At 66.7% G+C, this 21,399-nt stretch carries 20 protein-coding genes; 2 read left to right on the forward strand and 18 right to left on the reverse strand.

All coding sequences use genetic code 11. The features are described from left to right. Nucleotides 1-82: 82 nt before the first annotated feature. Both ACZK45_RS11955 and ACZK45_RS11960 read left to right on the forward strand, forming a co-directional pair. Nucleotides 83-511 carry a PAS domain-containing protein gene (locus ACZK45_RS11955; RefSeq protein WP_032128130.1) on the forward strand — a complete coding sequence of 143 codons (429 nt, stop codon included), beginning with the start codon at nt 83-85 and terminating at the stop codon, nt 509-511. Next, on the forward strand, nt 508-2,037 hold the full coding sequence (locus ACZK45_RS11960; protein WP_478444718.1) for a diflavin oxidoreductase: 1,530 nt from the start codon (nt 508-510) through the stop codon (nt 2,035-2,037). Before ACZK45_RS11955 ends, ACZK45_RS11960 begins: the two co-directional genes overlap by 4 nt. 469 nt (nt 2,038-2,506) lie before the next feature. Here ACZK45_RS11960 and ACZK45_RS11965 read toward each other — a convergent pair whose 3' ends face one another. The 18 genes from ACZK45_RS11965 to moaCB form a co-directional block, all read right to left on the reverse strand. Beyond that, nucleotides 2,507-3,175 (reverse strand): ATP-binding cassette domain-containing protein, encoded by a 669-nt coding sequence (locus tag ACZK45_RS11965; RefSeq protein ID WP_478444719.1) that lies wholly within the window; start codon nt 3,173-3,175, stop codon nt 2,507-2,509. Continuing rightward, nucleotides 3,165-3,848, reverse strand: coding sequence for a molybdate ABC transporter permease subunit (gene modB / locus ACZK45_RS11970; RefSeq protein ID WP_337302770.1), 684 nt, complete (start codon nt 3,846-3,848; stop codon nt 3,165-3,167). The genes ACZK45_RS11965 and modB overlap by 11 nt, the downstream gene beginning before the upstream one ends. 3 nt (nt 3,849-3,851) lie before the next feature. Continuing rightward, a complete protein-coding gene (gene modA / locus ACZK45_RS11975) occupies nt 3,852-4,595 on the reverse strand; it encodes a molybdate ABC transporter substrate-binding protein (RefSeq protein WP_478444720.1) in 744 nt (247 codons plus the stop codon). A gap of 19 nt (nt 4,596-4,614) precedes the next feature. Further along, nucleotides 4,615-5,391 carry a helix-turn-helix domain-containing protein gene (locus ACZK45_RS11980; protein ID WP_049401325.1) on the reverse strand — a complete coding sequence of 259 codons (777 nt, stop codon included), beginning with the start codon at nt 5,389-5,391 and terminating at the stop codon, nt 4,615-4,617. Nucleotides 5,392-5,402: 11 nt separating this feature from the next. Further along, nucleotides 5,403-6,617 (reverse strand): oxygen-independent coproporphyrinogen III oxidase, encoded by a 1,215-nt coding sequence (locus tag ACZK45_RS11985; protein WP_253143252.1) that lies wholly within the window; start codon nt 6,615-6,617, stop codon nt 5,403-5,405. A gap of 142 nt (nt 6,618-6,759) precedes the next feature. Next, nucleotides 6,760-8,091, reverse strand: a complete 1,332-nt coding sequence (locus tag ACZK45_RS11990) for an MFS transporter (protein WP_478444721.1) — start codon at nt 8,089-8,091, stop codon at nt 6,760-6,762. Between the two features lie 23 nt (nt 8,092-8,114). Further along, a complete protein-coding gene (locus ACZK45_RS11995; protein WP_180838503.1) occupies nt 8,115-9,014 on the reverse strand; it encodes a peptidylprolyl isomerase in 900 nt (299 codons plus the stop codon). Nucleotides 9,015-9,017: 3 nt separating this feature from the next. Further along, entirely contained in the window at nt 9,018-9,725 is a 708-nt protein-coding gene (gene narI, locus ACZK45_RS12000; protein WP_180838504.1) for a respiratory nitrate reductase subunit gamma, read from the reverse strand. After that, nucleotides 9,722-10,402, reverse strand: coding sequence for a nitrate reductase molybdenum cofactor assembly chaperone (gene narJ, locus ACZK45_RS12005; protein WP_065723459.1), 681 nt, complete (start codon nt 10,400-10,402; stop codon nt 9,722-9,724). Before narJ ends, narI begins: the two co-directional genes overlap by 4 nt. Further along, a complete protein-coding gene (narH, locus tag ACZK45_RS12010) occupies nt 10,402-11,946 on the reverse strand; it encodes a nitrate reductase subunit beta (protein ID WP_478444722.1) in 1,545 nt (514 codons plus the stop codon). The genes narJ and narH overlap by 1 nt, the downstream gene beginning before the upstream one ends. Continuing rightward, on the reverse strand, nt 11,946-15,701 hold the full coding sequence (locus ACZK45_RS12015; RefSeq protein WP_478444723.1) for a nitrate reductase subunit alpha: 3,756 nt from the start codon (nt 15,699-15,701) through the stop codon (nt 11,946-11,948). The genes narH and ACZK45_RS12015 overlap by 1 nt, the downstream gene beginning before the upstream one ends. 72 nt (nt 15,702-15,773) lie before the next feature. Further along, nucleotides 15,774-17,192 carry a NarK family nitrate/nitrite MFS transporter gene (locus tag ACZK45_RS12020; protein WP_253145112.1) on the reverse strand — a complete coding sequence of 473 codons (1,419 nt, stop codon included), beginning with the start codon at nt 17,190-17,192 and terminating at the stop codon, nt 15,774-15,776. Nucleotides 17,193-17,336: 144 nt separating this feature from the next. After that, nucleotides 17,337-17,702 (reverse strand): hypothetical protein, encoded by a 366-nt coding sequence (locus ACZK45_RS12025; RefSeq protein ID WP_253145110.1) that lies wholly within the window; start codon nt 17,700-17,702, stop codon nt 17,337-17,339. Next, nucleotides 17,699-18,247 (reverse strand): molybdenum cofactor guanylyltransferase, encoded by a 549-nt coding sequence (gene mobA, locus ACZK45_RS12030; RefSeq protein ID WP_253145101.1) that lies wholly within the window; start codon nt 18,245-18,247, stop codon nt 17,699-17,701. The genes ACZK45_RS12025 and mobA overlap by 4 nt, the downstream gene beginning before the upstream one ends. A 138-nt stretch (nt 18,248-18,385) precedes the next feature. Next, nucleotides 18,386-18,886: a molybdenum cofactor biosynthesis protein MoaE gene (locus ACZK45_RS12035; protein ID WP_049401277.1), complete on the reverse strand. Its 501-nt coding sequence runs from the start codon at nt 18,884-18,886 to the stop codon at nt 18,386-18,388. Between the two features lie 3 nt (nt 18,887-18,889). Beyond that, a complete protein-coding gene (locus tag ACZK45_RS12040) occupies nt 18,890-19,150 on the reverse strand; it encodes a MoaD/ThiS family protein (protein WP_049444672.1) in 261 nt (86 codons plus the stop codon). Next, nucleotides 19,150-20,403: a molybdopterin molybdotransferase MoeA gene (locus ACZK45_RS12045; RefSeq protein WP_478444724.1), complete on the reverse strand. Its 1,254-nt coding sequence runs from the start codon at nt 20,401-20,403 to the stop codon at nt 19,150-19,152. Before ACZK45_RS12045 ends, ACZK45_RS12040 begins: the two co-directional genes overlap by 1 nt. Then, complete coding sequence (moaCB, locus tag ACZK45_RS12050; protein ID WP_180838511.1) at nt 20,403-21,398, reverse strand: bifunctional molybdenum cofactor biosynthesis protein MoaC/MoaB; 996 nt, start codon at nt 21,396-21,398, stop codon at nt 20,403-20,405. Before moaCB ends, ACZK45_RS12045 begins: the two co-directional genes overlap by 1 nt. Nucleotide 21,399 lies beyond the last annotated feature (1 nt).

Consider the following 21,399-nt stretch of genomic DNA (forward strand, 5'->3'; position numbering starts at 1 on the left):
GTCAATCCGCCCGCCGCTGCGCGGGCGTATCTCTATGCAGGAACCCAATACGCCGGCGTCACCGGCATCCAAAGGACCTGCGATGAGCTACACCCCCGACAACGCCCAGCTGCTGAATGCCATGCAGAACGTCATGGTGATCTCGACCACCGACCTGCAGGGCAACATCACCTACGCCAACGACCTGTTCTGCACGCTCACCGGCTTCGCCCGCGAGGAGCTGATCGGCCAGCCGCACAGCATCGTGCGCCATCCGGATGTGCCCAAGGCGGTCTACAAGGACATGTGGGACACCATCAAGGCCGGCAAGACCTGGACCGGCATCGTGCCCAACCTTGGCAAGGGTGGCGTGCTCTACGTGGTCGACACCACCGTGCAACCGCTGTTCGATGCCGAGGGCAACATCACCTCGTACATCAGCATCCGCCGCGTGGTGAACGACCTGATGCAGAACTACGACCTGGTCGAGTTCAGCAAGGAAAAGTTCGACGACTTCTACGAGGCCGCGTGAACGCCCTCCCGACCAGTACGCCCTTCAGCCGCCTGCTGGTGGGTTTCGCGTCCGAGTCGGGCAATGCCCGCGCCCTGGCCCAGCGCCTGGGCGCGGACCTGCAGCCGCACGCGCCGCAGGTGCTCCCGTTCAACGATATCGACGTGGCCAGCCTCGGCCACGGCGATGTGCTGCTGGCGATCTCCAGTTCCTTCGGTGACGGCGAACCGCCAGCCAACGGCGAGCAGTTCTTCGAAACGCTGCGCCAGACCCCGACACTGAGTGGCCTGCGCTATGCGGTGTTCGGCCTCGGTGACACCGGCTACCCCAGCTTCTGTGGCTTCACCAAGGCGCTGGATGCCGCGCTGAGCGAGCGCCAGGCGCAGCCGCTGCTGCACCGCGTGGATGCCGACCTGGGTTACGAGCAGTTCTTCCAGCAATGGCAGCCGGTGCTGGGCCAGGTTCTGGATGGCGACCTCAACGCTGGCCAGGACCTGCACCTGCAGGTCACCGCCTATGGCGAAGACAATGCCTTTGCCGCCCGCATTCTCGAACGCCGCCGCTTGAACAGCAGCGACCCGGCCGCCTGGCACCTGCAGCTGGACATTGCCGGCAGTGGCATGGCGTATCGCGCCGGTGACACCCTGCACGTGGTGCCGGAGAACGACCCTGCGCTGCTGCAGGCATTGGCCACCTGGTACGGCGACTCCGCCGCTGTGGCCGCACTGCACGACCGCGAGCTGCGCCTGCTGAGCAAGGGCGTGCTGCGCGAACTGGCCAAATTGGGCGGCAGCGAGGTGCTGAAGGGCCTGTTGAAGGTCAGCCAGAAGCGCGAGCTGGACGCCTACCTGCACGGGCTGGACCTGCTGGACGTGCTGCAGGACCACGCCACGCCGGCCAGCGTGCCGCTGGCCCGCCTGCGCGAGCTGCTGTCACCGCGCCTGCCGCGCGCCTATTCGATCGCCTCGCACCCCTGCGACGACCAGCTGAGCCTGTGCGTGCGCGAAGTGCGCTACACCCTGCGCGGTCGCGAGCGCTTCGGCACTGCCACCGGCAGTCTGCTGCACGGCGGCGACCACGCGCGCGTGTACTGCCGTTCCAATCCCGGCTTCCATCTGCCCGATACCGGCGAAGCGCCATTGCTGCTGGTTGGCACCGGCACTGGCATCGCGCCGTTGATGGGCCTGATGCAGGAGCTGCAAGCCAACGCCTGCGAACGCGAGGTGCACCTGGTGTTCGGCGAGAAGCACAGCCAGCACGATTACCTGTACCGCGAGCAGCTGCAGGACTGGCGCGCGCGCGGTGTGCTGGCCGGCCTGCATACCGCGTTCTCGCGCGATGGGGCCGAGAAGGTCTATGTGCAGCATGTGCTGCAGCAGCGCGCCGACGAAGTGCGCGATGTGCTGGCCCGTGGCGGGCATCTGTACCTGTGCGGTAACAAGAGCCACCTGGAAGGCGCGGTGCGCGAGGCCATCGATGCCATCAGTGGCGAAGGGCACTGGGACGCGCTGCGGGGTGAAGGCCGCACGCACTGCGAGCTGTATTGATCCATTCCACTGGATTGCGCGAACGCTGGATTGGTAGAGGTACCGCTGGCTTGCTGCCCCAGATTCCGTGGTTGTAGGCCAGCGGTCAAGACTACCATCAGATGCAACCATTCATCGCTTGAGCGTCGCGGAACTCCTGAACCGGTAGGTAGCCGCTGGCCGGCTTGCTGCCCCAGATTCCATGGTTGGCCAGCGGCCGGCACGACCATCAGATGCAACCATTCATCGCCTGAGCGTCGCGGAACTCCTGAACCGGTAGAGCTACCGCTGGCTTGCTGCCCCAGATTCCATGGTTGCCGGCCAGCGGCCTACACTACCATCAGATGCAACCATTCATCGCCTGAGCGTCGCGGAACTCCTGAACCGGTAGAGTACCGCCGGGCTTGCTGCTCCGGATTCCATGGTTGGCTACCAGCGGTCTACACTACCATCAGATGTAGCCATCCATCGCCCTTGCGTCCATCGCGGGTCAACCGCCGACGATACGACCATCCACCACGCGTGCTACCTGCTGGCCGAACATGGCCACATCCTGCGGGTCGTGGCTGATCAACAGCAACGGAATGCCGGTCTTGTCCAGCACGGTCTCAAGCTCCTGGCGCAGGTGCTGGCGCAGATCATGGTCCAGCGCGGAGAACGGCTCATCCAGCAGCAGCGCCTGCGGCTGCGTCACCAGGGCGCGTGCCAGGGCGGTACGCTGGCGCTGTCCCCCGGATACCTGTGAGGGCAGCAGATCGCCCACCGTGTCGATGCGGAATGCGTGCAACCACTGCTCCACCGCATCGAAGCGCTGGCCCACGCGCGGATTCAACCAGCCCTTCTGCAGACCGAACGCCACGTTCTGGCGCACGCTCAGGTGTGGGAACAACGCATAGTCCTGGAAGACATAGCCCAGCCGGCGGCGCTGCGGTGGCAGGTCCACGCCGGTCGCCGCGTCAAACAAGGTCTGCCCCTGCAGGCGCACGTGGCCCTGGCCCGGCCTCAGCAGCCCGGCCACTGCCTTCAGGGTCAGGCTCTTGCCCGCGCCCGAGGGCCCGAACAGCACCACCTGCCGTTGCGTGCACTGCAAAGCTACGTCCAGCACGAAACTCTGGCCGGCCGCCTGCAGTCGGCGCTGCACCTGCAGGTCAAGCCACATCGCGCAGCTCCCGGCGACGCCCGCCCACCAGCCGTGCGGCCAGCAGCAGGATCACGATGCACACCACCGAGGTCAGGATCACCAGCGCATTGGCCTTGCCGTCCTGGCCGGCCTGCACCGCCTCGTAGATGGCGATCGACAGCGTCTGCGTGCGGCCCGGAATGCTGCCAGCCACCATCAGAGTGGCGCCGAACTCGCCCATCGCACGTGCAAACGCCAGCAGCAGGCCGGCGAGGATGCCGCGCCAGGCCAGTGGCAGCGTGATGCGGAAGAACACCGCCGCTTCGGACACACCAAGCGTGCGTGCGGCCTGCTCCAGCTGTCCGTCCACTTCCTCGAACGCCGCGCGTGCCGGCTTGAACACCAGCGGCAGCGAGGCCACCGCCGCAGCGATCACCGCCGCCTGCCAGGTAAACACCAGGTTGATGCCGAACCACGACTGCAGCCACGCACCGATCGGTCCGTTACGGCCGATCAGCACCAGCAGGTAATAGCCCAGCACGGTCGGCGGCAGCACCATCGGCAGGGTCAGCACCGAATCCAGCAGCTCGCGTCCGGGAAAGCGACGGCGCGCCAGCAGCGCGCCCAGACCAACGCCCAGCACCAGATTGATCGCAGTGGCCCAACCGGCCACCTTCAGCGACAACCCGAGCGCGCTCCAGTCGAGATCCATGCCTCAGGGCTTGCCGAACCCGTGCCTGGCAAGGATCGCCTGGCCCTGCGTCGAACGCACGAAGGTGGCGAAGCGTTTGGCCTCGGCCGGCTGCGCGCTGGCCTTGGTCACCGCCAGCGGATAGGCGATGCGCCCGGCCACCGGCACCGCGAAAGCGCGGCGCACGCGGTCGGGCATGGCCTGCGCATCGGTGGCATAGACGAAGCCGGCGTCCACTTCACCGCGCGCCACGTAATCCAGCGACTGGCGCACGTTCTGCGTGGTGATGGTCTTTCCCTGCACCGACGGCCACAGGCCCGCCGCTTCCAGCGCGCCCTTGGCGTAGCGGCCGACCGGCACGCTGTCCGGGTTGCCCAGTGCGATGCGCTGCACGCTGCCACCGGCCAGGTCCTTCAGGGTACGCGGCGCGGCCTTGGCCTGCGGCGGCACCACCACCCACAGCGCGTTCACCGCGAACACCTCGCGGGTACCGGCCGCCAGCAGGTCCTGCTGCTGGGCTTGGTCCATCGTGGTTTCATCGGCCGAGGCGAACACGTCCACCGGCGCGCCACGGCTGATCTGCTGCAGCAGTACGCCGGACGCGGCGAAGTTGAAATCGACCTTGGTTCCCGGGTGTGCCTTCTCATAGGCGGTGCCGAGTTCACGGAAGCTCTCGGTCAGGCTCGATGCCGCCGACACCGTCAGCTCGGCGGCCCAGGCCGGCAGCGTGGCCAGCAGTCCCAGCAACAACAGTCCAGCGCGTTTCATCGTCGGCTCCCGGCCAGGTTCAGTTCGAATCGGATTCGTCGGCCACCGCCAGCGCCGCCAGGCGCTCGGGCTGCAGCAGCAGGATCTCGCGCTGCTTCACCGCGATGATCCCATCATCGCTCAGGCGGCGCAGCACGCGGCTGGCGGTTTCCGGCGCCATCCGCAGGTAGTTGGCGATCTCGGTGCGTGCCATCGTCAGGTTGAAGCGCGTGGCAGAAAAACCACGCCGCGCGTAACGCTCGGACATGTCCAGCAGGAACGCGGCCATGCGCTCTTCGGTACGGTGGTTGGCGGCCAGCGTGGCGACTTTGCCGATCTCCGCACTGAGCAGGCTGAACAGCTTGGCCTGCAGCCCCGGCATGCGCGTGGCCAGCAGGCTCAGCTTGGGGAACGAGATGCGGCACAGGTGCACGGTGTCCAGCGCCACTGCATTGCAGGGGAAGCGCGAACCGTGGATCGCATTGAGGCCGATCACTTCGCCCGGCAGGCTGAAGCCCAGCACCTGCTCGTTGCCCTGGCTGTCATCGACGAAGGTCTTGACCATACCGGCGCGCACCGCAGCAATCGAATCGAACGATTCGCCAGCGCGGAAGATGTAGTCACCCGCATGGAACGGGCCAACGTGGTCGACCAGGACGTGCAGATCGCCCAACGCAGTCTTGTCATAACCCTGCGACATGCAGGCATCGGAAAATGCACAGGTACTGCAGAAGTGCAGCGCGTCGCCATCATCGGCGGCGGCGGGGTTCGGCGTGGCCCGGCCGAGGCGACCCTGGGAAGGCGGAGTTGAAGACATCGGGGCAGGACTCAAGCGATGGCGGCCGCCGGCCGGAAGCATGCGGCCATCATACGCCACAGCAACCGCCCTTCTTCGGCCAGCCGCAGCACGCGTGCATCCCACTGCGCCCAGCCGCGCGCCAGCAGCGGCGACAGCGCCGGCAGCTGTTCGGCGAAGCATTCTTCGAACGGTTCATCATTGCGCCACTCGAAGGCGGCCGCATCGAGCGCATGATCGCAGGCGATGCTCTGCGCCACCTCGGCCGCCATCCGCTCGTCCTCGGACAGGATCAGGCCCGCGGCCACGCCCATGTGACCGGACTGCAGGCGCGCCCGCCATTCACCCAGCTCGTCCTCCAGCCGGTAGAACACTTCGCCGATCTGGCTGCAGGCGGACAGGCCGAGCCCGATGAAATCACTGCGGTCACGCCGTGGCACACCCGCCAGGTCGCAATGGCGCTGGCCGTCACCCGGCCCATGCGGGTTGGGCAGGTCGCCGCGCTGGTAGTGGTCACCACCGATCGGTTCGTAACCGGCCGCGCGCAGCAGCCGCCAGGCCTGCAGCCAATGCGCTGCCGACGGACGCTGCGGCAGCGCGCACGGTGCCGGCAGCAGGATGCGCTCGGGTGCTTCGGCCAGCACTTCGTGCAGGCGCTCGATGAAACCCACATCCTCAGACCCAGGTACCCGAAGCTGGTAGTAGCGCGCGGTGAAACCCACCTGCCGCGCCTGTGCCAGCAAGGTCGGCCCCGGCGCATCGGCACGGTCGATCACATTCAGGCGGGTGCAGCCCACCGCACGCAGCTGCGCTGGTGACAGCGCGCTGCCCGCGTCCAGGCGCACTTCCACCTGGGGCCGTGCCACGGTGCGCAGGTGCTGCGGCACCGCATCCAGCAGCTGGCCCAGCTGGGGTGGCGGCAAGGTCTCGGCCAAGCCCAGCTGCAGCACCATCGCCACTACTTCGCGGTCCTCGGCCAGGGCATCGGCCTGCAGCTGCAGGGCCAGCAGCAACATGTCCAGATACGCCTGTGGCGGCACATCGCGCCCACCACGACCGGCCTGGAAGCCGAGCGTCAAGCCACGCGGGATCAGGTGCTCATTGCTGGCGCGCACGGCGGCGCGCCAGCCGCTTTCGCCAAACCCGGTGCTGAACTGGTCAGCCGGCGGAAACAGCACATGCCGGGGTTGCCGCAGCAATGCCGCCTGCAGCGCAGTGTCCTCACTCTCATCGACGTGGAAGCTCATGGCACACATCTTCGGGCGTTCCTCTTCGCGTGGCCCTGATTGAAATCAAGCGTGGCGCATCGGTGGGTTCATGCCGGCCAGCGGCCGGCACTACCCTTTCACCCGCTACCCGGTAGTGCCGGCCGCTGGCCGGCAACCCCCTTTACCTGCCACGCACCCGCTCGGCGGCGGCCGCATCGATGGCTTCGGGCAGGTCGGTCTCGCGATCGATCTGCGGGAAGTGACGGCGTTCCATGCGACGGATCGCAAAGTGCATCCACGCCAGTGCAGCCGCCACCAGCACGAACAGCAGCATGAAACAACTGCTCCAGATGCCCACGGCATCGTTCAATGCCCCGAATACGATCGGCAGGATGAAGCCACCCAGGCCGCCGATCATGCCGACCACACCGCCCACTGCACCCACGTGCTTGGGGTAATACACCGGAATGTGCTTGTAGACCGCTGCCTTGCCCAGCGACATGAAGAAGCCCAGCACGAACACCAGCAAGGTGAACATCACCACGCCGATGGCCAGATGGAAGTGGATCGGGCCGTGGATGCCCTTCACCACGTACTCGGTATCCGGGTAGGCCAGCAGGAAGGTGCAGATGGCCGACACGCCGAAGGTCCAGTACATCACCCGCCGCGCGCCCATCCGGTCCGACATCCAGCCACCGACCACGCGGAACAGGCTGGCCGGGATCGAGTAGCACGCCGCCAGCATGCCGGCGTGGCCCACGTCCATGCCGTAGGCGCCCACCAGATAGTGCGGCAGCCACAGCGCCAGCGCCACGAAACCGCCGAACACGAAGAAGTAGTACAGCGAGAACCGCCACACCTGCAGGTTCTTCAGCGGCGCCATCTGCTCGGCGAACGGAACCGGCTTCACGCCCTCGCGGCGGCGCTGCTCCAGCGACGGGTCTTCCTTGCTGAAGAGGAAGAACAGCACCGCAGTGACGGCCAGCGCGACCGCCCAGACCTTGGCAACCATGGTCCAACCCGCGGCCACCATCACCAGCGGCGCCAACAGCTTGGTCACCGCCGAGCCGATGTTGCCGGCACCGAAGATGCCCAGCGCGGTGCCCTGCTTGCTGGCCGGGAACCACTTCGAGACGTAGGCCACGCCCACCGAGAAGTTGCCGCCGGCGATGCCCACGCACAGCGCGGCGATCAGGAACTGGGTGTAGGTCTGCGCATAGGTCAGCATCCAGGTGGCCACGGCGCCACACAGCATCACCAGCACCATCACCTTGCGGCCACCGAACTGGTCGGACCAGATGCCGAGGAAGACGCGGCTGACCGAACCGGTCAGTACCGGCGTGGCGATCAACAGGCCGAACTGGGTGTCATTCAAACCGAGCTGTTGACTGATCTGGATGCCGATGATTGAAAAGATCATCCACACCGCGAAGCACACGGTGAAGGCGAACGTGCTCAGCCACAGCGCACGCTGCTGCTGCCCGGCACTGGCGGGGGCAAGGGCCTGGTTCATGGGGTCTCCTTGTTCAATGGGGGTCAGCCGATATCTGCTTCGGCTTCGATCTCATCCAGCCCGCGCACCGGGTAGCGTTCCTGCAGCTGCAGCAGATAGGCCTGCACCTCGCGCTGGCGTACCTGCAGTTCCAGGTAATCACGCAGCTGCGGCAGCACCGCCTCGAACGACTGTGGCTGGCCTTCCTCGCGGGCATCGACGCAGACCACGTGGTAGCCCCAGCGCGATTCCACCGGGAATCCAGCCAGGCCCTCGCGCAGGCGGAACACCTGGCGGTCGAACTCCGGCGTGGTCTGCCCGCGCTGCAACCAGCCCAGGTCGCCGCCCTCGCTGCTGGAGGGGCAGCGCGAATGGCGCAGGGCAAAATCGGCGAACAGGTGCGGCGACTCCTTCAGCAGTCCGGCCAGCCGCTCGCCTTCGGTGCGTGCGGCGAAGCGCCCGGCCACGTCGTCGGCCGCCGCCGCCAGCAGGATATGGCGCAGGCGCACGCGGTCAGGCGAGCGGAAGCGCTCCGGGTTCTGCTCAAAGTAGCGGCGGCAGTCCTCGTCGGTCGGCACGCGGTCTTCGATCGCGTCTTCCAGCAGTTGCTGGATCAGCACTTCCTCGTCGCTGACCCGGTTGCCCTCCGGCGCCTGCAGGCCCAGCCGCTGCGCTTCCAGACGCAGCAGCTCGCGCACCACCAGGGCACGCGCCGCTTCGGCGCGTGACTGTTCCGGGCGCATCGCCCGATGGTGCTGCATCTCGCGGGCGATGTCGGCCTCGCTGATCGCGGTCTCGTCCACGAACAGCCGGCACGGTGCCGGCTGCCCGAGCGAGCGCGGCCCCTGCTCTGCCGCGTCGTGGTGATGCGAATGCGCCTCGGCAGGCACCGGTGCGGTGGAGTCGATCACGGTGATCGGCAGGAATTTCGGCAGGCTGCCCATGGTTTACTCCCGCGGACCGTAGCGCAGCGTGGCCTGGCGGCGGCGCACCACCTGGTACGGCCGCCACAGGTAGCTGATCGGAATGCTCCACACGTGCACCAGGCGGGTGAACGGCGCGATCAGGAACAGGGTCAGGCCCAGGAAGATATGCATCTTGTAGACCCAGCTGACGCCCTCGATGTAGTCGGCGGCACCGGCGCGGAAGGTCACGATGTGCTGCGCCCATTCGGCCAGCTGCACCATCACCCCACCGTCCAGGTGGCCGGATGAGACGCGGATGCTGTACAGGCCCAGGCACAGCTGGGCGAACAGCAGCACCAGCACCAGGGTGTCACCGAAACTGCCGGTGGCCCGAACACGCGCATTGAACAGGCGGCGTACCAGCAGGATGCTGATGCCGATGAAGCACAGCGCGCCGAACACGCCGCCCACCACCATCGCCAGCATCTGCTTCTGCGACGATGTGATGAAGTGCTCGTACACCGCGTGCGGGGTCAGCAGGCCGACCAGATGGCCACCGAGGATGGCCAGGATGCCGATGTGGAAGCAGTTGCTGCCGATCCGCATGCCCTTGTCTGACAGCATCTGGCTGGAGCCGGTGCGCCAGGTGTACATGGCCTTGTCGTAGCGCGCCCAGCTGCCGATCAGCAGCACCGCCACGGCGATGTATGGGTAGTGCTGGAAGGCGAATTGATGCAGGGAGTAACTCATGGCTGGACCTCTCGATGCGAAGGACGGGCCGGCGAACGCACGGGCGGCTTGCAGTCCTCGGCAGGGGCTTCGGCGCCGAAGCGCACCGCCTCCTCCTCCCACAAGCGGTCCATGGCCTCGGCGGTATCGTCGCGGACTTCCTCGCTGGCACGCTGGCGCAGCGCCTGCAGATCGGCCTTGCCGTCGCCGGCTTCGACCAGGATCTCGAACAGCACCCGGTGCGGCAGCTCACGCTCGGCGGCACGCGCCGCCAGCATCCCGGCGATATGGCCGATGTGGTGCAGCCACTCGCGGGCCTCGCTGCCAGGGCGATGGGCCAGGAACTCCAGCAGCAGCGGCAGGTAGTCCGGCAGCTCGCGCGCATCCAGTTCGAAGCCGTTGCGGCGGTAGGTCTCGACCAGATCGACCATGGCCTGGCCGCGGTCGCGCGACTCGCCATGGATGTGTTCGAACAGCAGCAGGCTCATCGAGCGGCCGCGGTCGAAACTGGCCAGCCACGCCGCCTGCGCATCCAGCGCATCGGTAGCCAGCAGCTGCTGCACGAAGCTGCGCAGCTGCTGGCGGCGGGCGGCGCCCAGCGCCGGGTCGTCGCAGGCGGCGAGGAGTTCTTCGCCGTGCTGCCATAGTTCTTCACGGGGGTAATCCAGCAACACCCCGACCAGCTTGAGCACGCTCATCACACCACCTCCTTGCGGCGATGATTGGGGCCGTTGTCCACCACGAACGTTGTGCTCTTGCGCTGGCCGAACAGATCGGCCGGGCTGTCACCGTTGCAGCCGTTGCCGAAGGTGAGGCCGCAGCCGCCGCGCTCGCCGAAGGCATCGTTGGCGTACTCGCGGTGGCCAGAGGGAATCACGAAACGGTCCTCGTAATTGGCGATGGCCAGGTAGCGATACATCTCTTCGACCTGGGCAATGCTCAGCCCGGTCTGCTCCAGCACTGCGGTGTCTTCCACGCCGTCTACGTTCTTGGCCCGGCGCCAGGCACGCATCGCCATCAGCCGCTCCAGCGCGCGCACCACCGGCGCCTCGTCACCCGCCGTCAGCAGGTTGGCCAGGTAGCGCATCGGGATACGCAGCGAGGCCACGTCCGGCAGTTCACCGCTCATGCCCACGCGGCCACGTTCGGCGGCCGACTGGATCGGAGACAGCGGTGGCACATACCAGACCATCGGCAGCGTGCGGTATTCCGGGTGCAGCGGCAGCGCCAGCTTCCAGTCGATCGCCAGCTTGTACACCGGCGACTGCCTGGCCGCATCCAGCCAGCTGTCCGGGATCCCTTCCTTGCGCGCGGCGGCGATCACCGCCGGATCATTCGGGTCCAGGAAGATGTCCAGGTGGGCCTGGTACAGGTCCTTCTCGGCGGCCACCGAGGCCGCCTCGGCGATGCGGTCGGCGTCGTACAGCATCACGCCGAGGTAGCGGATGCGGCCCACGCAGGTTTCCGAGCACACGGTCGGCTCGCCCATCTCGATGCGCGGGTAGCAGAAGATGCACTTCTCCGACTTGCCGCTCTTCCAGTTGTAGTAGATCTTCTTGTACGGGCAGGCCGAGACGCACATGCGCCAACCGCGGCACTTGTCCTGATCAATCAGCACGATGCCGTCTTCCTCGCGCTTGTAGATCGCGCCCGACGGGCACGCCGACACGCACGCAGGGTTCAGGCAGTGCTCGCACAGGCGCGGCAGGTACATCATGAAGGTCTTCTCGAAGGCGCCGTAGATCTCCTTCTGCACCTGGTCGAAGTTGTAGTCGCGCGAGCGCTTGCTGAACTCCGAACCCAGGATCTCCTCCCAGTTCGGGCCCCACTCGATCTTCTGCATGCGCTCGCCACTGATCAGCGAACGCGGCCGCGCGGTGGGCTGGTGCTGGCTGTCCTTGGCGGTGTGCAGGTTCTGGTAGTCGAAATCAAACGGCTCGTAGTAGTCGTCGATCTGTGGCAGGTCCGGGTTGGCGAAGATCTTGGCCAGCATGCGCCAGCGGCCACCGGCACGCGGCACCAGCTTGCCGGCGCGGGTGCGTACCCAGCCGCCGTTCCACTTGTCCTGGTTCTCCCATTCCTTGGGGTAGCCGATGCCCGGCTTGGTTTCCACGTTGTTGAACCAGGCGTACTCGACGCCCTCGCGCGAGGTCCAGACGTTCTTGCAGGTGATCGAGCAGGTATGGCAGCCGATGCACTTGTCCAGGTTCAGCACCATCGCGATCTGTGCACGGACCTTCATCACACCATCTCCTTGCTGGCCGATGCCGAAGCGCCAGCGGGCTGTTCATCGTCCAACCAATCGACCTTGTCCATCTTGCGCACGATCACGAACTCGTCGCGGTTGGTGCCGCACGTGCCGTAGTAGTTGAAGCCGTACGCCAGCTGCGCGTAGCCGCCGATCATGTGGGTGGGCTTGAGCACGATGCGGGTCACCGAGTTGTGGATGCCGCCGCGGGTCCCGGAAATCTCCGAGCCCGGCACGTTGATGATGCGTTCCTGGGCGTGGTACATCATCGCCATGCCCGGCATCACGCGCTGGCTGACCACCGCACGCGCGGCAATCGCACCGTTGACGTTGAACAGCTCGATCCAGTCGTTGTCGACGATGCCGGCACTGCGCGCGTCGTCCTCGCTCAGCCACACGATCGGGCCACCGCGCGACAGCGTCTGCATGATCAGGTTGTCGCTGTAGGTGCTGTGGATGCCCCACTTCTGGTGTGGCGTGATCCAGTTCAGCACGATCTCCTTGTTGCCGTTCGGGCGCTGGTTCAGCAGCGGCTCCACCGTGCGCGTGTTGACCGGCGGCCGGTAGCCCATGAAGGCCTCGCCGAAGTCGATCATCCACTCGTGGTCCTGGTAGAACTGCTGGCGACCGGTCACCGTGCGCCACGGAATCAGCTCGTGCACGTTGGTATAGCCGGCGTTGTAGCTGACGTTGTCGTCTTCCAGGCCCGACCAGATCGGCGAGGAAATGATCTTGCGCGGCTGTGCCTGGATGTCACGGAAGCGGATCGCCTCGTGCTCCTTGCCCACCGCCAGGTGGGTATGCTCGCGGCCGGTGAAGGTCCCCAGCGATTCCCACGCCTTCACTGCGACGTGGCCATTGGTTTCCGGCGCCAGGTGCAGGATCACCTCGGCCGCGTCGATCGCGGTCGAAATGGCCGGGCGGCCCTGGCTCACGCCCGCGTCGTGCACGGTGTGGTTGAGCTTGCCGAGGAATTCGACCTCGTGCTTCGTGTCCCAGCTCATGCCCTTGCCGCCGTTGCCCAGCTTGTCCAGCAGCGGGCCGAGCGAGGTGAACTTGCGGTACAGGTTCGGGTAGTCGCGCTCCACCACCGTCATCGACGGCATGGTCTGGCCCGGGATGGCCTCGCACTCGCCCTTCTTCCAGTCGGCCACGCCGAACGGCATGCCCAGCTCGTTCGGGGTGTCATGCAGGGTCGGCACCAGCACCAGATCCTTCTCCACGCCCAGCACACCCGGCGCCATTTCGCTTACGGTGCGGGCGACCTCCTTGAAGATCTCCCAGTCGCTGCGCGATTCCCAGGCCGGATCCACCGCCTTCGACAGCGGGTGGATGAACGGGTGCATGTCCGAGGTGTTGAGGTCGTCCTTTTCGTACCAGGTGGCCGTGGGCAGCACGATGTCCGAGTACAGCGCGGTGGTGCACATGCGGAAGTCGAGCGTGACCAGCAGGTCCAGCTTGCCTTCCGGTGCCTCGTCACGCCACGTCACTTCCTCCGGCTTGATCGCCCCCATCTCGCCAAGGTCCTTGCCCTGCAGGCCATGACGCGTGCCGAGCAGGTGCCGCAGCATGTACTCGTGGCCCTTGCCCGACGAACCCAACAGGTTCGAGCGCCAGATGAACATCATCCGCGGATGGTTCTGCTGTGCATCCGGATCGGCGAAGGCGAAGTCCAGCGAGCCGTCCTTGAACTTGCCCAGCGCGTAGTCGGCCGGGGCAACACCCGCCGCTTCGGCCTCGCGTACCAGCTGCAGCGGGTTGCGGTCCAGCTGCGGCGCACACGGCAGCCAGCCCATGCGCACCGCGCGCAGGTTGAGGTCGGCCAGGCTGCCGCTGTACTTGCTCGCATCCGCCAGCGGCGACAGCAGCTCGTCCACCTGCAGCTTCTCGTAGCGCCATTGCCCGGTGTTGAAGTAGAAGAACGAGGTGCCGTTCATGTGGCGCGGCGGGCGGCTCCAATCCAGGCCGAAGGCCAGCGGCTGCCAGCCGGTCTGCGGGCGCAGCTTTTCCTGGCCCACGTAATGCGCCCAGCCGCCACCTGTCTGGCCCACGCAACCGCACATGATCAGCATGTTGATCAGGCCGCGGTAGTTCATATCGTTGTGGAACCAATGATTCATCCCGGCGCCGACGATGATCATCGAACGGCCATGGGTCTTGTCGGCGGTACGTGCGAACTCGCGGGCGATCTCGATCACCTCGGCGCGCGACACGCCGGTGATGCGCTCCTGCCAGGCTGGGGTGCCCGGCACCATGTCGTCGAAGCTCGATGCCACATTGCCGCCGCCAAAGCCACGGTCCACGCCGTACTGGGCCAGCAGCAGGTCGTAGACCGTGGCCACCAGGGTTTCGCCACCCTCGGCCGTGGCCAGCCGGCGCACCGGAATGTTGCGCTCAAGCACGTCGTCGGCCGGCGCGGCGGTCCAGCCGTCGGTCTCGATGCCACCGAAGTACGGGAAGCTCACCGCCTCGATGCCCTCATGGCCATCGGCCAGGCTCAGGCGCAGACGCGTCTCGGCGCCCTTGCTCTCCTTCTCCTCGATGTTCCACTTGCCCTTCTCGCCCCAGCGGAAGCCGATCGAGCCGTTCGGCACCACGATCTGGCCGCTGGTCTCGTCATAGGCCAGCGTCTTCCAGTCCGGGTTGTTGGCTTCACCCAGCCCGCCCAGTTCACTGGCACGCAGGAAACGGCCCGCCACCAGGCGGCCGTCGTCGCGGCGCTCCAGGCGCACCAGCATCGGCATGTCCGAGTACTGCCGGCAATAGTCCTGGAAGTACTGCGAGGGCGAATCGACGTGGAACTCGCGCAGGATCACATGGCCGAAGGCGAAGGCCAGCGCCGCATCGGTGCCCTGCTTGGGGTGCAGCCAGTGATCGGTCAGCTTGGCCAGCTCGGAATAGTCCGGGCAGATCGCCACCGTCTTGGTGCCGTTGTAGCGCGCCTCGGTGAAGAAGTGCGCATCGGGCGTACGCGTCTGCGGCACGTTCGAGCCCCAGGCGATGATGTAGCGGCTGTTGTACCAGTCGGCCGATTCGGGCACGTCGGTCTGCTCGCCCCAGATCTGCGGCGAGGCCGGCGGAAGGTCGCAGTACCAGTCGTAGAAGGACAGGCAGGCGCCGCCCAGCAGCGACAGGTAACGCGCGCCGGCGGCGTAGGACACCATCGACATCGCCGGAATCGGCGAGAACCCGACCACGCGGTCCGGGCCGTACTGCTTCACCGTGTACAGGTTGGAGGCGGCGATGATCTCGTTGGCCTCTTCCCACTGCAGGCGCACGAAGCCGCCCATGCCGCGGCGGGTCTTGTACGAACGCGCCTTTTCCTTGTCCTCCACGATGCTGGCCCAGGCATCGACCGGGCCCTTGCTCTTGCGCGCCTCGCGCCACAGGCGCAGCAGCGTGCCGCGGATCAGCGGGTACTTCAGCCGGTTGGCGCTGTACAGGTACCAGGAATAGCTGGCGCCACGCGGGCAGCCACGCGGTTCGTGGTTGGGCAGGTCCGGGCGCGTACGCGGGTAGTCGGTCTGCTGCGTTTCCCAGGTGACCAGGCCGTTCTTGACGTAGATCTTCCAGCTGCACGAACCGGTGCAGTTCACGCCGTGGGTGGAACGCACGATCTTGTCGTACTGCCAACGGGCGCGGTAGCTGTTTTCCCAGTCACGGCCTTCGCTCTTGGCGAATCCGTGGCCATCGGCAAAGGTCTGGGGGTCACGCTTGAAGAACTGCAAGCGATCGAGGAAATAACTCATCGGGGGTCTCCCTTTGCGGACATCGGCATCGTGGCTGTGTGTGTCATCTGGCTGCGGTGCGTTTTCATGTCGTCAGCAGGGTGTCTCGGCACCGCGCCGGTAGTACCACCACCAGGTCACGGCCAGACAGGTGACATAGAAAACAACGAATCCGTACAGCGCCATGTCGGGGCTGCCGGTCAAGGTGATGGACGAGCCGTAGCTCTTGGGAATGAAGAAGCCGCCATAGGCGCCGATCGCACCGGAGAAGCCGACCACCGCGGCCGACTCGATGCTGGCCTGGTGGGCAGCAGCAGCCTTGCCCTCGGCGTTGTCGTTGGCCGACCAGCGCTCATGCAGGGTGCGGAAGATCACCGGAATCATGCGGAAGGTGGTGCCGTTGCCGATGCCACTGAGCACGAACAGCGCCATGAAGCTGAGCAGGAAGCCATGGAAGTTGCCGCCCTGGCCGTGACTGGACAGGAAGTGCAGCACACCGAACACGGCGGCGATCATCAGCGCGAACACCCAGAAAGTCAGGCGTGCGCCGCCCCAGCGGTCGGCCATGCTGCCGCCCACCGAACGCATCAACGCACCCAGCAGCGGGCCGATGAAGGCGTAGGCCAGCGGGTTCACGTCCGGGAACTGGCTCTTCACCAGCATCGGGAAGCCGGCCGAGAAGCCGATGTAGGAACCGAAGGTGCCGATGTACAACCAGCACATCAGCCAGTTGTGCTTGCGGCGGAAGATCACCGCCTGCTCGGAGAACGACGAGCGGGCGCTGGTCAGGTCGTTCATGCCGAACCAGGCCGCGATGGCGCACAGCGCGATGGCCGGCACCCAGATGAAACCGGCGTTCTGCAGGAACAGCGGCGCCCCACCCTCCACCGTGGGCTGCGGCGCACCACCCAGCGCACCGAACACGCCCACGGTGATGACCAGCGGGATCACCGCCTGCGCCACCGACACGCCCACATTGCCCAGGCCGGCGTTCAGGCCCAGCGCCAGGCCCTGCTTCTGCTTGGGGTAGAAGAAGGAGATGTTGGACATCGACGACGAGAAGTTCGCGCCACCGAACCCACACAGGATCGCGATGGCCACGAACACCCCGTACGGCGTGGCCGGGTCCTGTACCGCGAAGCCGAGCCAGAGCGTCGGTGCCAGCAGCGACGCGGTCGACAGCGCGGTCCAGCGGCGGCCGCCGAAAATCGGGATCACGAACGAATAGAAGATGCGCAGCGTGGCGCCGGACAGGCTGGGCAGCGCCACCAGCCAGAACAGCTGGTCGGTGCTGAAGTTGAAGCCGATCTTCGGCAGGCTGATCGACACCGCCGAGAACAGCACCCAGACCGAGAAGGCCAGCAGCAGCGAGGGGATCGAGATGACCAGGTTGCGGGTGGCGACCCGCTTGCCGGTGAGCTCCCAGTAGCCGGGGTCCTCCGGCGTCCAGTCGCTGATGACGCGACCCGGACGGGCAGTGCTGCGGACAACAGGATCGCTACCGACGGTCATACATGGCTCCAAGGCTGTGGAATGACGTGGGTATTGCTTTCAAGTTGTGACCCGTCGTCATGCAGCCATTAGGCCGCGCAGCAACAACGACGGGGTTGATCTGGATCAATCAGGGGCCGGTTTCCGCCGTGCCCCTGACAAATGTCAAACCGGTGAAGCGGTGTTGCGGCGGGTCACCCCGCGCTGGCGCACGCTGTCGCGCACGTCCACATCGAACTGCAGCTGAAGCTGGCCGCCGTCTTCCAGGGCAATGTCGAATGGCAGCCCATCCCGGCACGGCAACCGCGCCGCCAAGGCCTCGACGGCCGGGCGCGGCAGTACCAGGCGGCAGAAGGTGCCCCCGTCCAGCAGCACGGGCTGCTCGCCGCCATGCAGCGACACCGCCATGCCCCAGCCCTCGATACCGCCGAAGCGGGTCATGTTCTCGACCGATTCACCGGCCAGCAGGCGCGCCAGTTCGGCCTCATCCAGGCGAAGCCGTACTGATTGGTCCTGCAACTGCACTTTCATGACGCAACATCCTCCCATTGTTCGGGGGTATTGCAGTTGACCAGGCAGGCTTCGTCAACGCTTTCCAGCAGCAGCGCGTGCATCTGCAGGCGGCGCTGGAAGGCCTGTACCGAGCGGCGTCCGTCCGCATCATCCAGCATCGCGGCCAGCACGCTACGAGTGGCATTGTCCACATTCAACAGCATGGGAAAGGGATGCCCGTCAAAGATCGTGCATGCGCCCCGCCCCTCGGCGGCCAGCCGTTGCAGCAGCCGCGGCGCCAGCAACGGCGTATCCACCGCTACCACCCAGGCCGGGCCATCGGGCATCTGCTGCATCACGCTGTGCAGTCCACCCAGGGGACCGCAGCGCGCCACCTGATCGGGGATGCCGCCGAAGGCCGGATAGTCGCCGCTCACCCACACCCGTTCGGCGCCGGCCTGCAGCAGCAGGCCACGCATGTGTTCCAGCAGCGTGCGCCCCTGCCACGGCAGCAGCGCCTTGTCGCGCCCCATCCGGCTGGACAGGCCGCCGGCCAGCACGATGCCGTTGATGGTTCCATTCATGGTAGAGCCACACCATGCGTGGCTGCGCCGGTTGGATACGCGGGAACGGCCCCATCCACGCATGGCGTGGATCTACTGAACCCCACGGCCATCCAGACATTCGGTGGTAGAGCCACGCCATGCGTGGCTGCAGCGGACTCAATGGTGGTGGTCGTGCGCATGGTCATGGGCGTGTGCGGGTTCGCTGTCCGCGTGGCACAGGCTGCAGCCCTCGCTCCACTCGCTGTCGCCGTCCTCGTAATGCTCCTGCTTCCAGATCGGGCACTGGTGCTTCACCACCTCGATCAACTGCCGGCAGGCCCGGAATGCCTCGTCGCGGTGCGGGCTGCCCGCAGCCACCACCACCGCCACATCGCCAATGCCCAACCGGCCCTTGGCATGGGCCACATACAGCTTCAGCTTCGGACCGAACGTCGCCTCGACCTCGGCGGCCAAGCGCTTGAACTCGTTCAGCACCAGCGGCTCGAACAGGTCATAGGTAATCCCGTTCACCGGGCGGCCGATGTTGACGTCGCGCACCTTGCCGATGAACACATCGATGCCACCGAAACCCGGATCGGACACCGCAGCGATGCCCTCGGCCGGATCGATCGACGCCTGCGCGCGATCCACCACCTTGGCGATGATCTTCTCGCTCATCGCTCAGCCCCCGCTTACCGGCGGCAGGATCGCCACCCGACCATCGTCGGGCAGCGCTTCATGGTCGCGCAGCACACGTTGCTGGTCGGCGAACGCCGAGTAGTCCAGCAGGCCCGCGCGGAAGCCCGGCCAACGCGTCGGCAGCAGCTCGCGCAGCGCCTGGCGCAGGTCGGCCACGGTGCTACCAGCCACCTCCACCGCGATCTCGCGGCTGGCATCCAGATCGGAAAACGCACCAAACAACTGCAGATTCACCTGTTTCATCATGACTCCTGGCTCGCCAGCTGCACCGGGTCATGGTGACCCCAGCCCTGCACGCGCACGTAGGTGCCAGCGTTGGCCAGGTCTCCCTCGGCCTCCAGTACCACCCAAGCGTTGGCCTGCAGCATGGACATCAAACGGAACGACTCCTGCCCGGACAGCACACGCGCACTCAGGCGCCCCTGACCGTCCACTTCCACCCGCGCCCGCGCATGGAAGCGCAGGCCCGGCGGCGTGCGCACGTCGGCTTGCAGCGGCAGCTGCAATACGGTTTCCGGTGCCAGCCCCAGCAAGCGGCGCAGCACCGGCTCGACGAAGAAGCGCTGGCCCACAGCGGCCGAGACCGGGTTGCCGGGCAGACCGAAATACAGCGCACCATTGGGCAGCACCGCGAACAGCAACGGCTTGCCCGGGCGGATCGCCACCTTGTGGAACACGATGCGCGCACCACGGCCACGCAGTGCATCGGGAACGAAATCGTAGCGGCCGGCCGACACCGCGCCCGTGCTGATCAGCAGCTGCGCGCCGGCAGCCAACGCTTCATCCAGCACCGCATTGAACGCGACCACGTCGTCGCCCACCGTGCCCTGCCACACCACTTCGGCACCGGCGGCCTGCAGGCGGCCCACCAGATACGGCCGGTTGCTGTCACGGATCTGGCCGGATTCCAGCGTCTGCGCCGCCTCGGTCACCAGCTCCTTGCCGGTGGCGATCACTGCCGCCTTCGGCCGCGCCACCACCGCCACCTGGCCCACGCCGATGGCATGCAGCAGGGTGCGCGCATTGATGTCCAGCACCTGCCCGGCCTGCAGCACACGCTCGCCGTCGCTCACATCCTGGCCGCGCAGGCGTACGTTCTGGCCCGGCTTCACCGTGCCCTTCAATGCGATGCGGGTCGGGCGGCCGTCCTCGCTGGTAAGGATCTCCACGTTCTCGACGGGCACCACCGTATCCAGCCCAACCGGCATGCGCGCTCCGGTCATGATTTCCCAGGCACCCTCGCCGCCCTCGGCACCGGCATCGCCGGCCGCCTGCCAGCCCTGCACCGCGAATTCGGTACCGGCCTCGAACGTCGCGCCGTTGGCGCGCAGCGCGAAGCCGTCCATCGCCGAATTGTCGAACGGCGGCAGCGACTGCTCACTGATGATGTCACTGGCCAGAGTGCGGGCGCCGGCCTCATGCAACGGCAGGCGCTCGGCCGGCAGCGGCGTGGCCGCATCCAGCAGGTGCTGCAGGGCTTCGCTGTAGGCAATCATCAGTGGCCACCACCGTCGACCATCGCCAGGGCGTGGCCCAGTACCGGCGCCAGGATGTCCAGGCACTGCGCCGCCGCCTTCGGGCTGCCTGGCAATGCGAACACCAGCATGTTGCCCAGCTGCACCACCTCGGCGCGGCTCAGCCAGGCCATCGGCGTGTGCTGTGCACTCAGCGCCCGCACCATCTGTGCCAGGCCATGCACCGGCCGTGCGTTCAAGGAACGCAGCGCCTCCGGGGTCAGGTCACGCGGGCCCAGCCCGGTACCACCGGTGCACAGGCACAGGCGCACGCCCTCGGCAGCCAAGGCCTGCAGGCGGCCCGCCAACGGCTCGATGCCATCGGGCAGCACTTCGGCGGCCACTACGTCGCCACCCAGCTTTCTCAGGCCGGTCACCAGGGTCGGGCCGGACACATCCTCATAAGTGCCTTCGCTGGCGCGATCGCTCAGCGTAATCACCGCGCAGGCCGCACCCTCCAACCCCTTAGGTGCACGTGGGTTGAAACGCACGCGCTCGGCCTCGTCCATGCCATCCGGGTGCAGCCAGACCCCGCGCTTGCCGCCTTCCTTGAACAGCAGGCGGATGCCTTCGATGCGCAGTGCCGGTTCCACTGGCTTGCTCAGGTCGTACAGGGTCAGCAACGCCGCGTTGACACCAGCCAGCGCCTCCATCTCGACGCCGGTGCGTGCCTCGCTGGCGCACTCGCACCACACGCGGATCGCCTGCCGCTCCGGCACCGGTGCGCAGAACACCTGCACCAGTTCCAGCGGCAGCGGATGGCACAGCGGCATCAGCATCGACGCCATCTTGGCGCCCTGCAGGCCGGCAATCTCGGCCATCACCAGCGCATCGCCTTTGGGCAGGCGGCGCTCGACGATCAGCGGATAGGCCACTGGACCGGCATGCAGCTCGCCCACCGCCACCGCACGGCGGCGGCTGATGCGCTTGTTACGGACATCGGCCATATGGAAGGCCGCGTTCAATTCCCCACTCATC

Source organism: Stenotrophomonas sp. 63632_Sma (genome assembly GCF_056482875.1).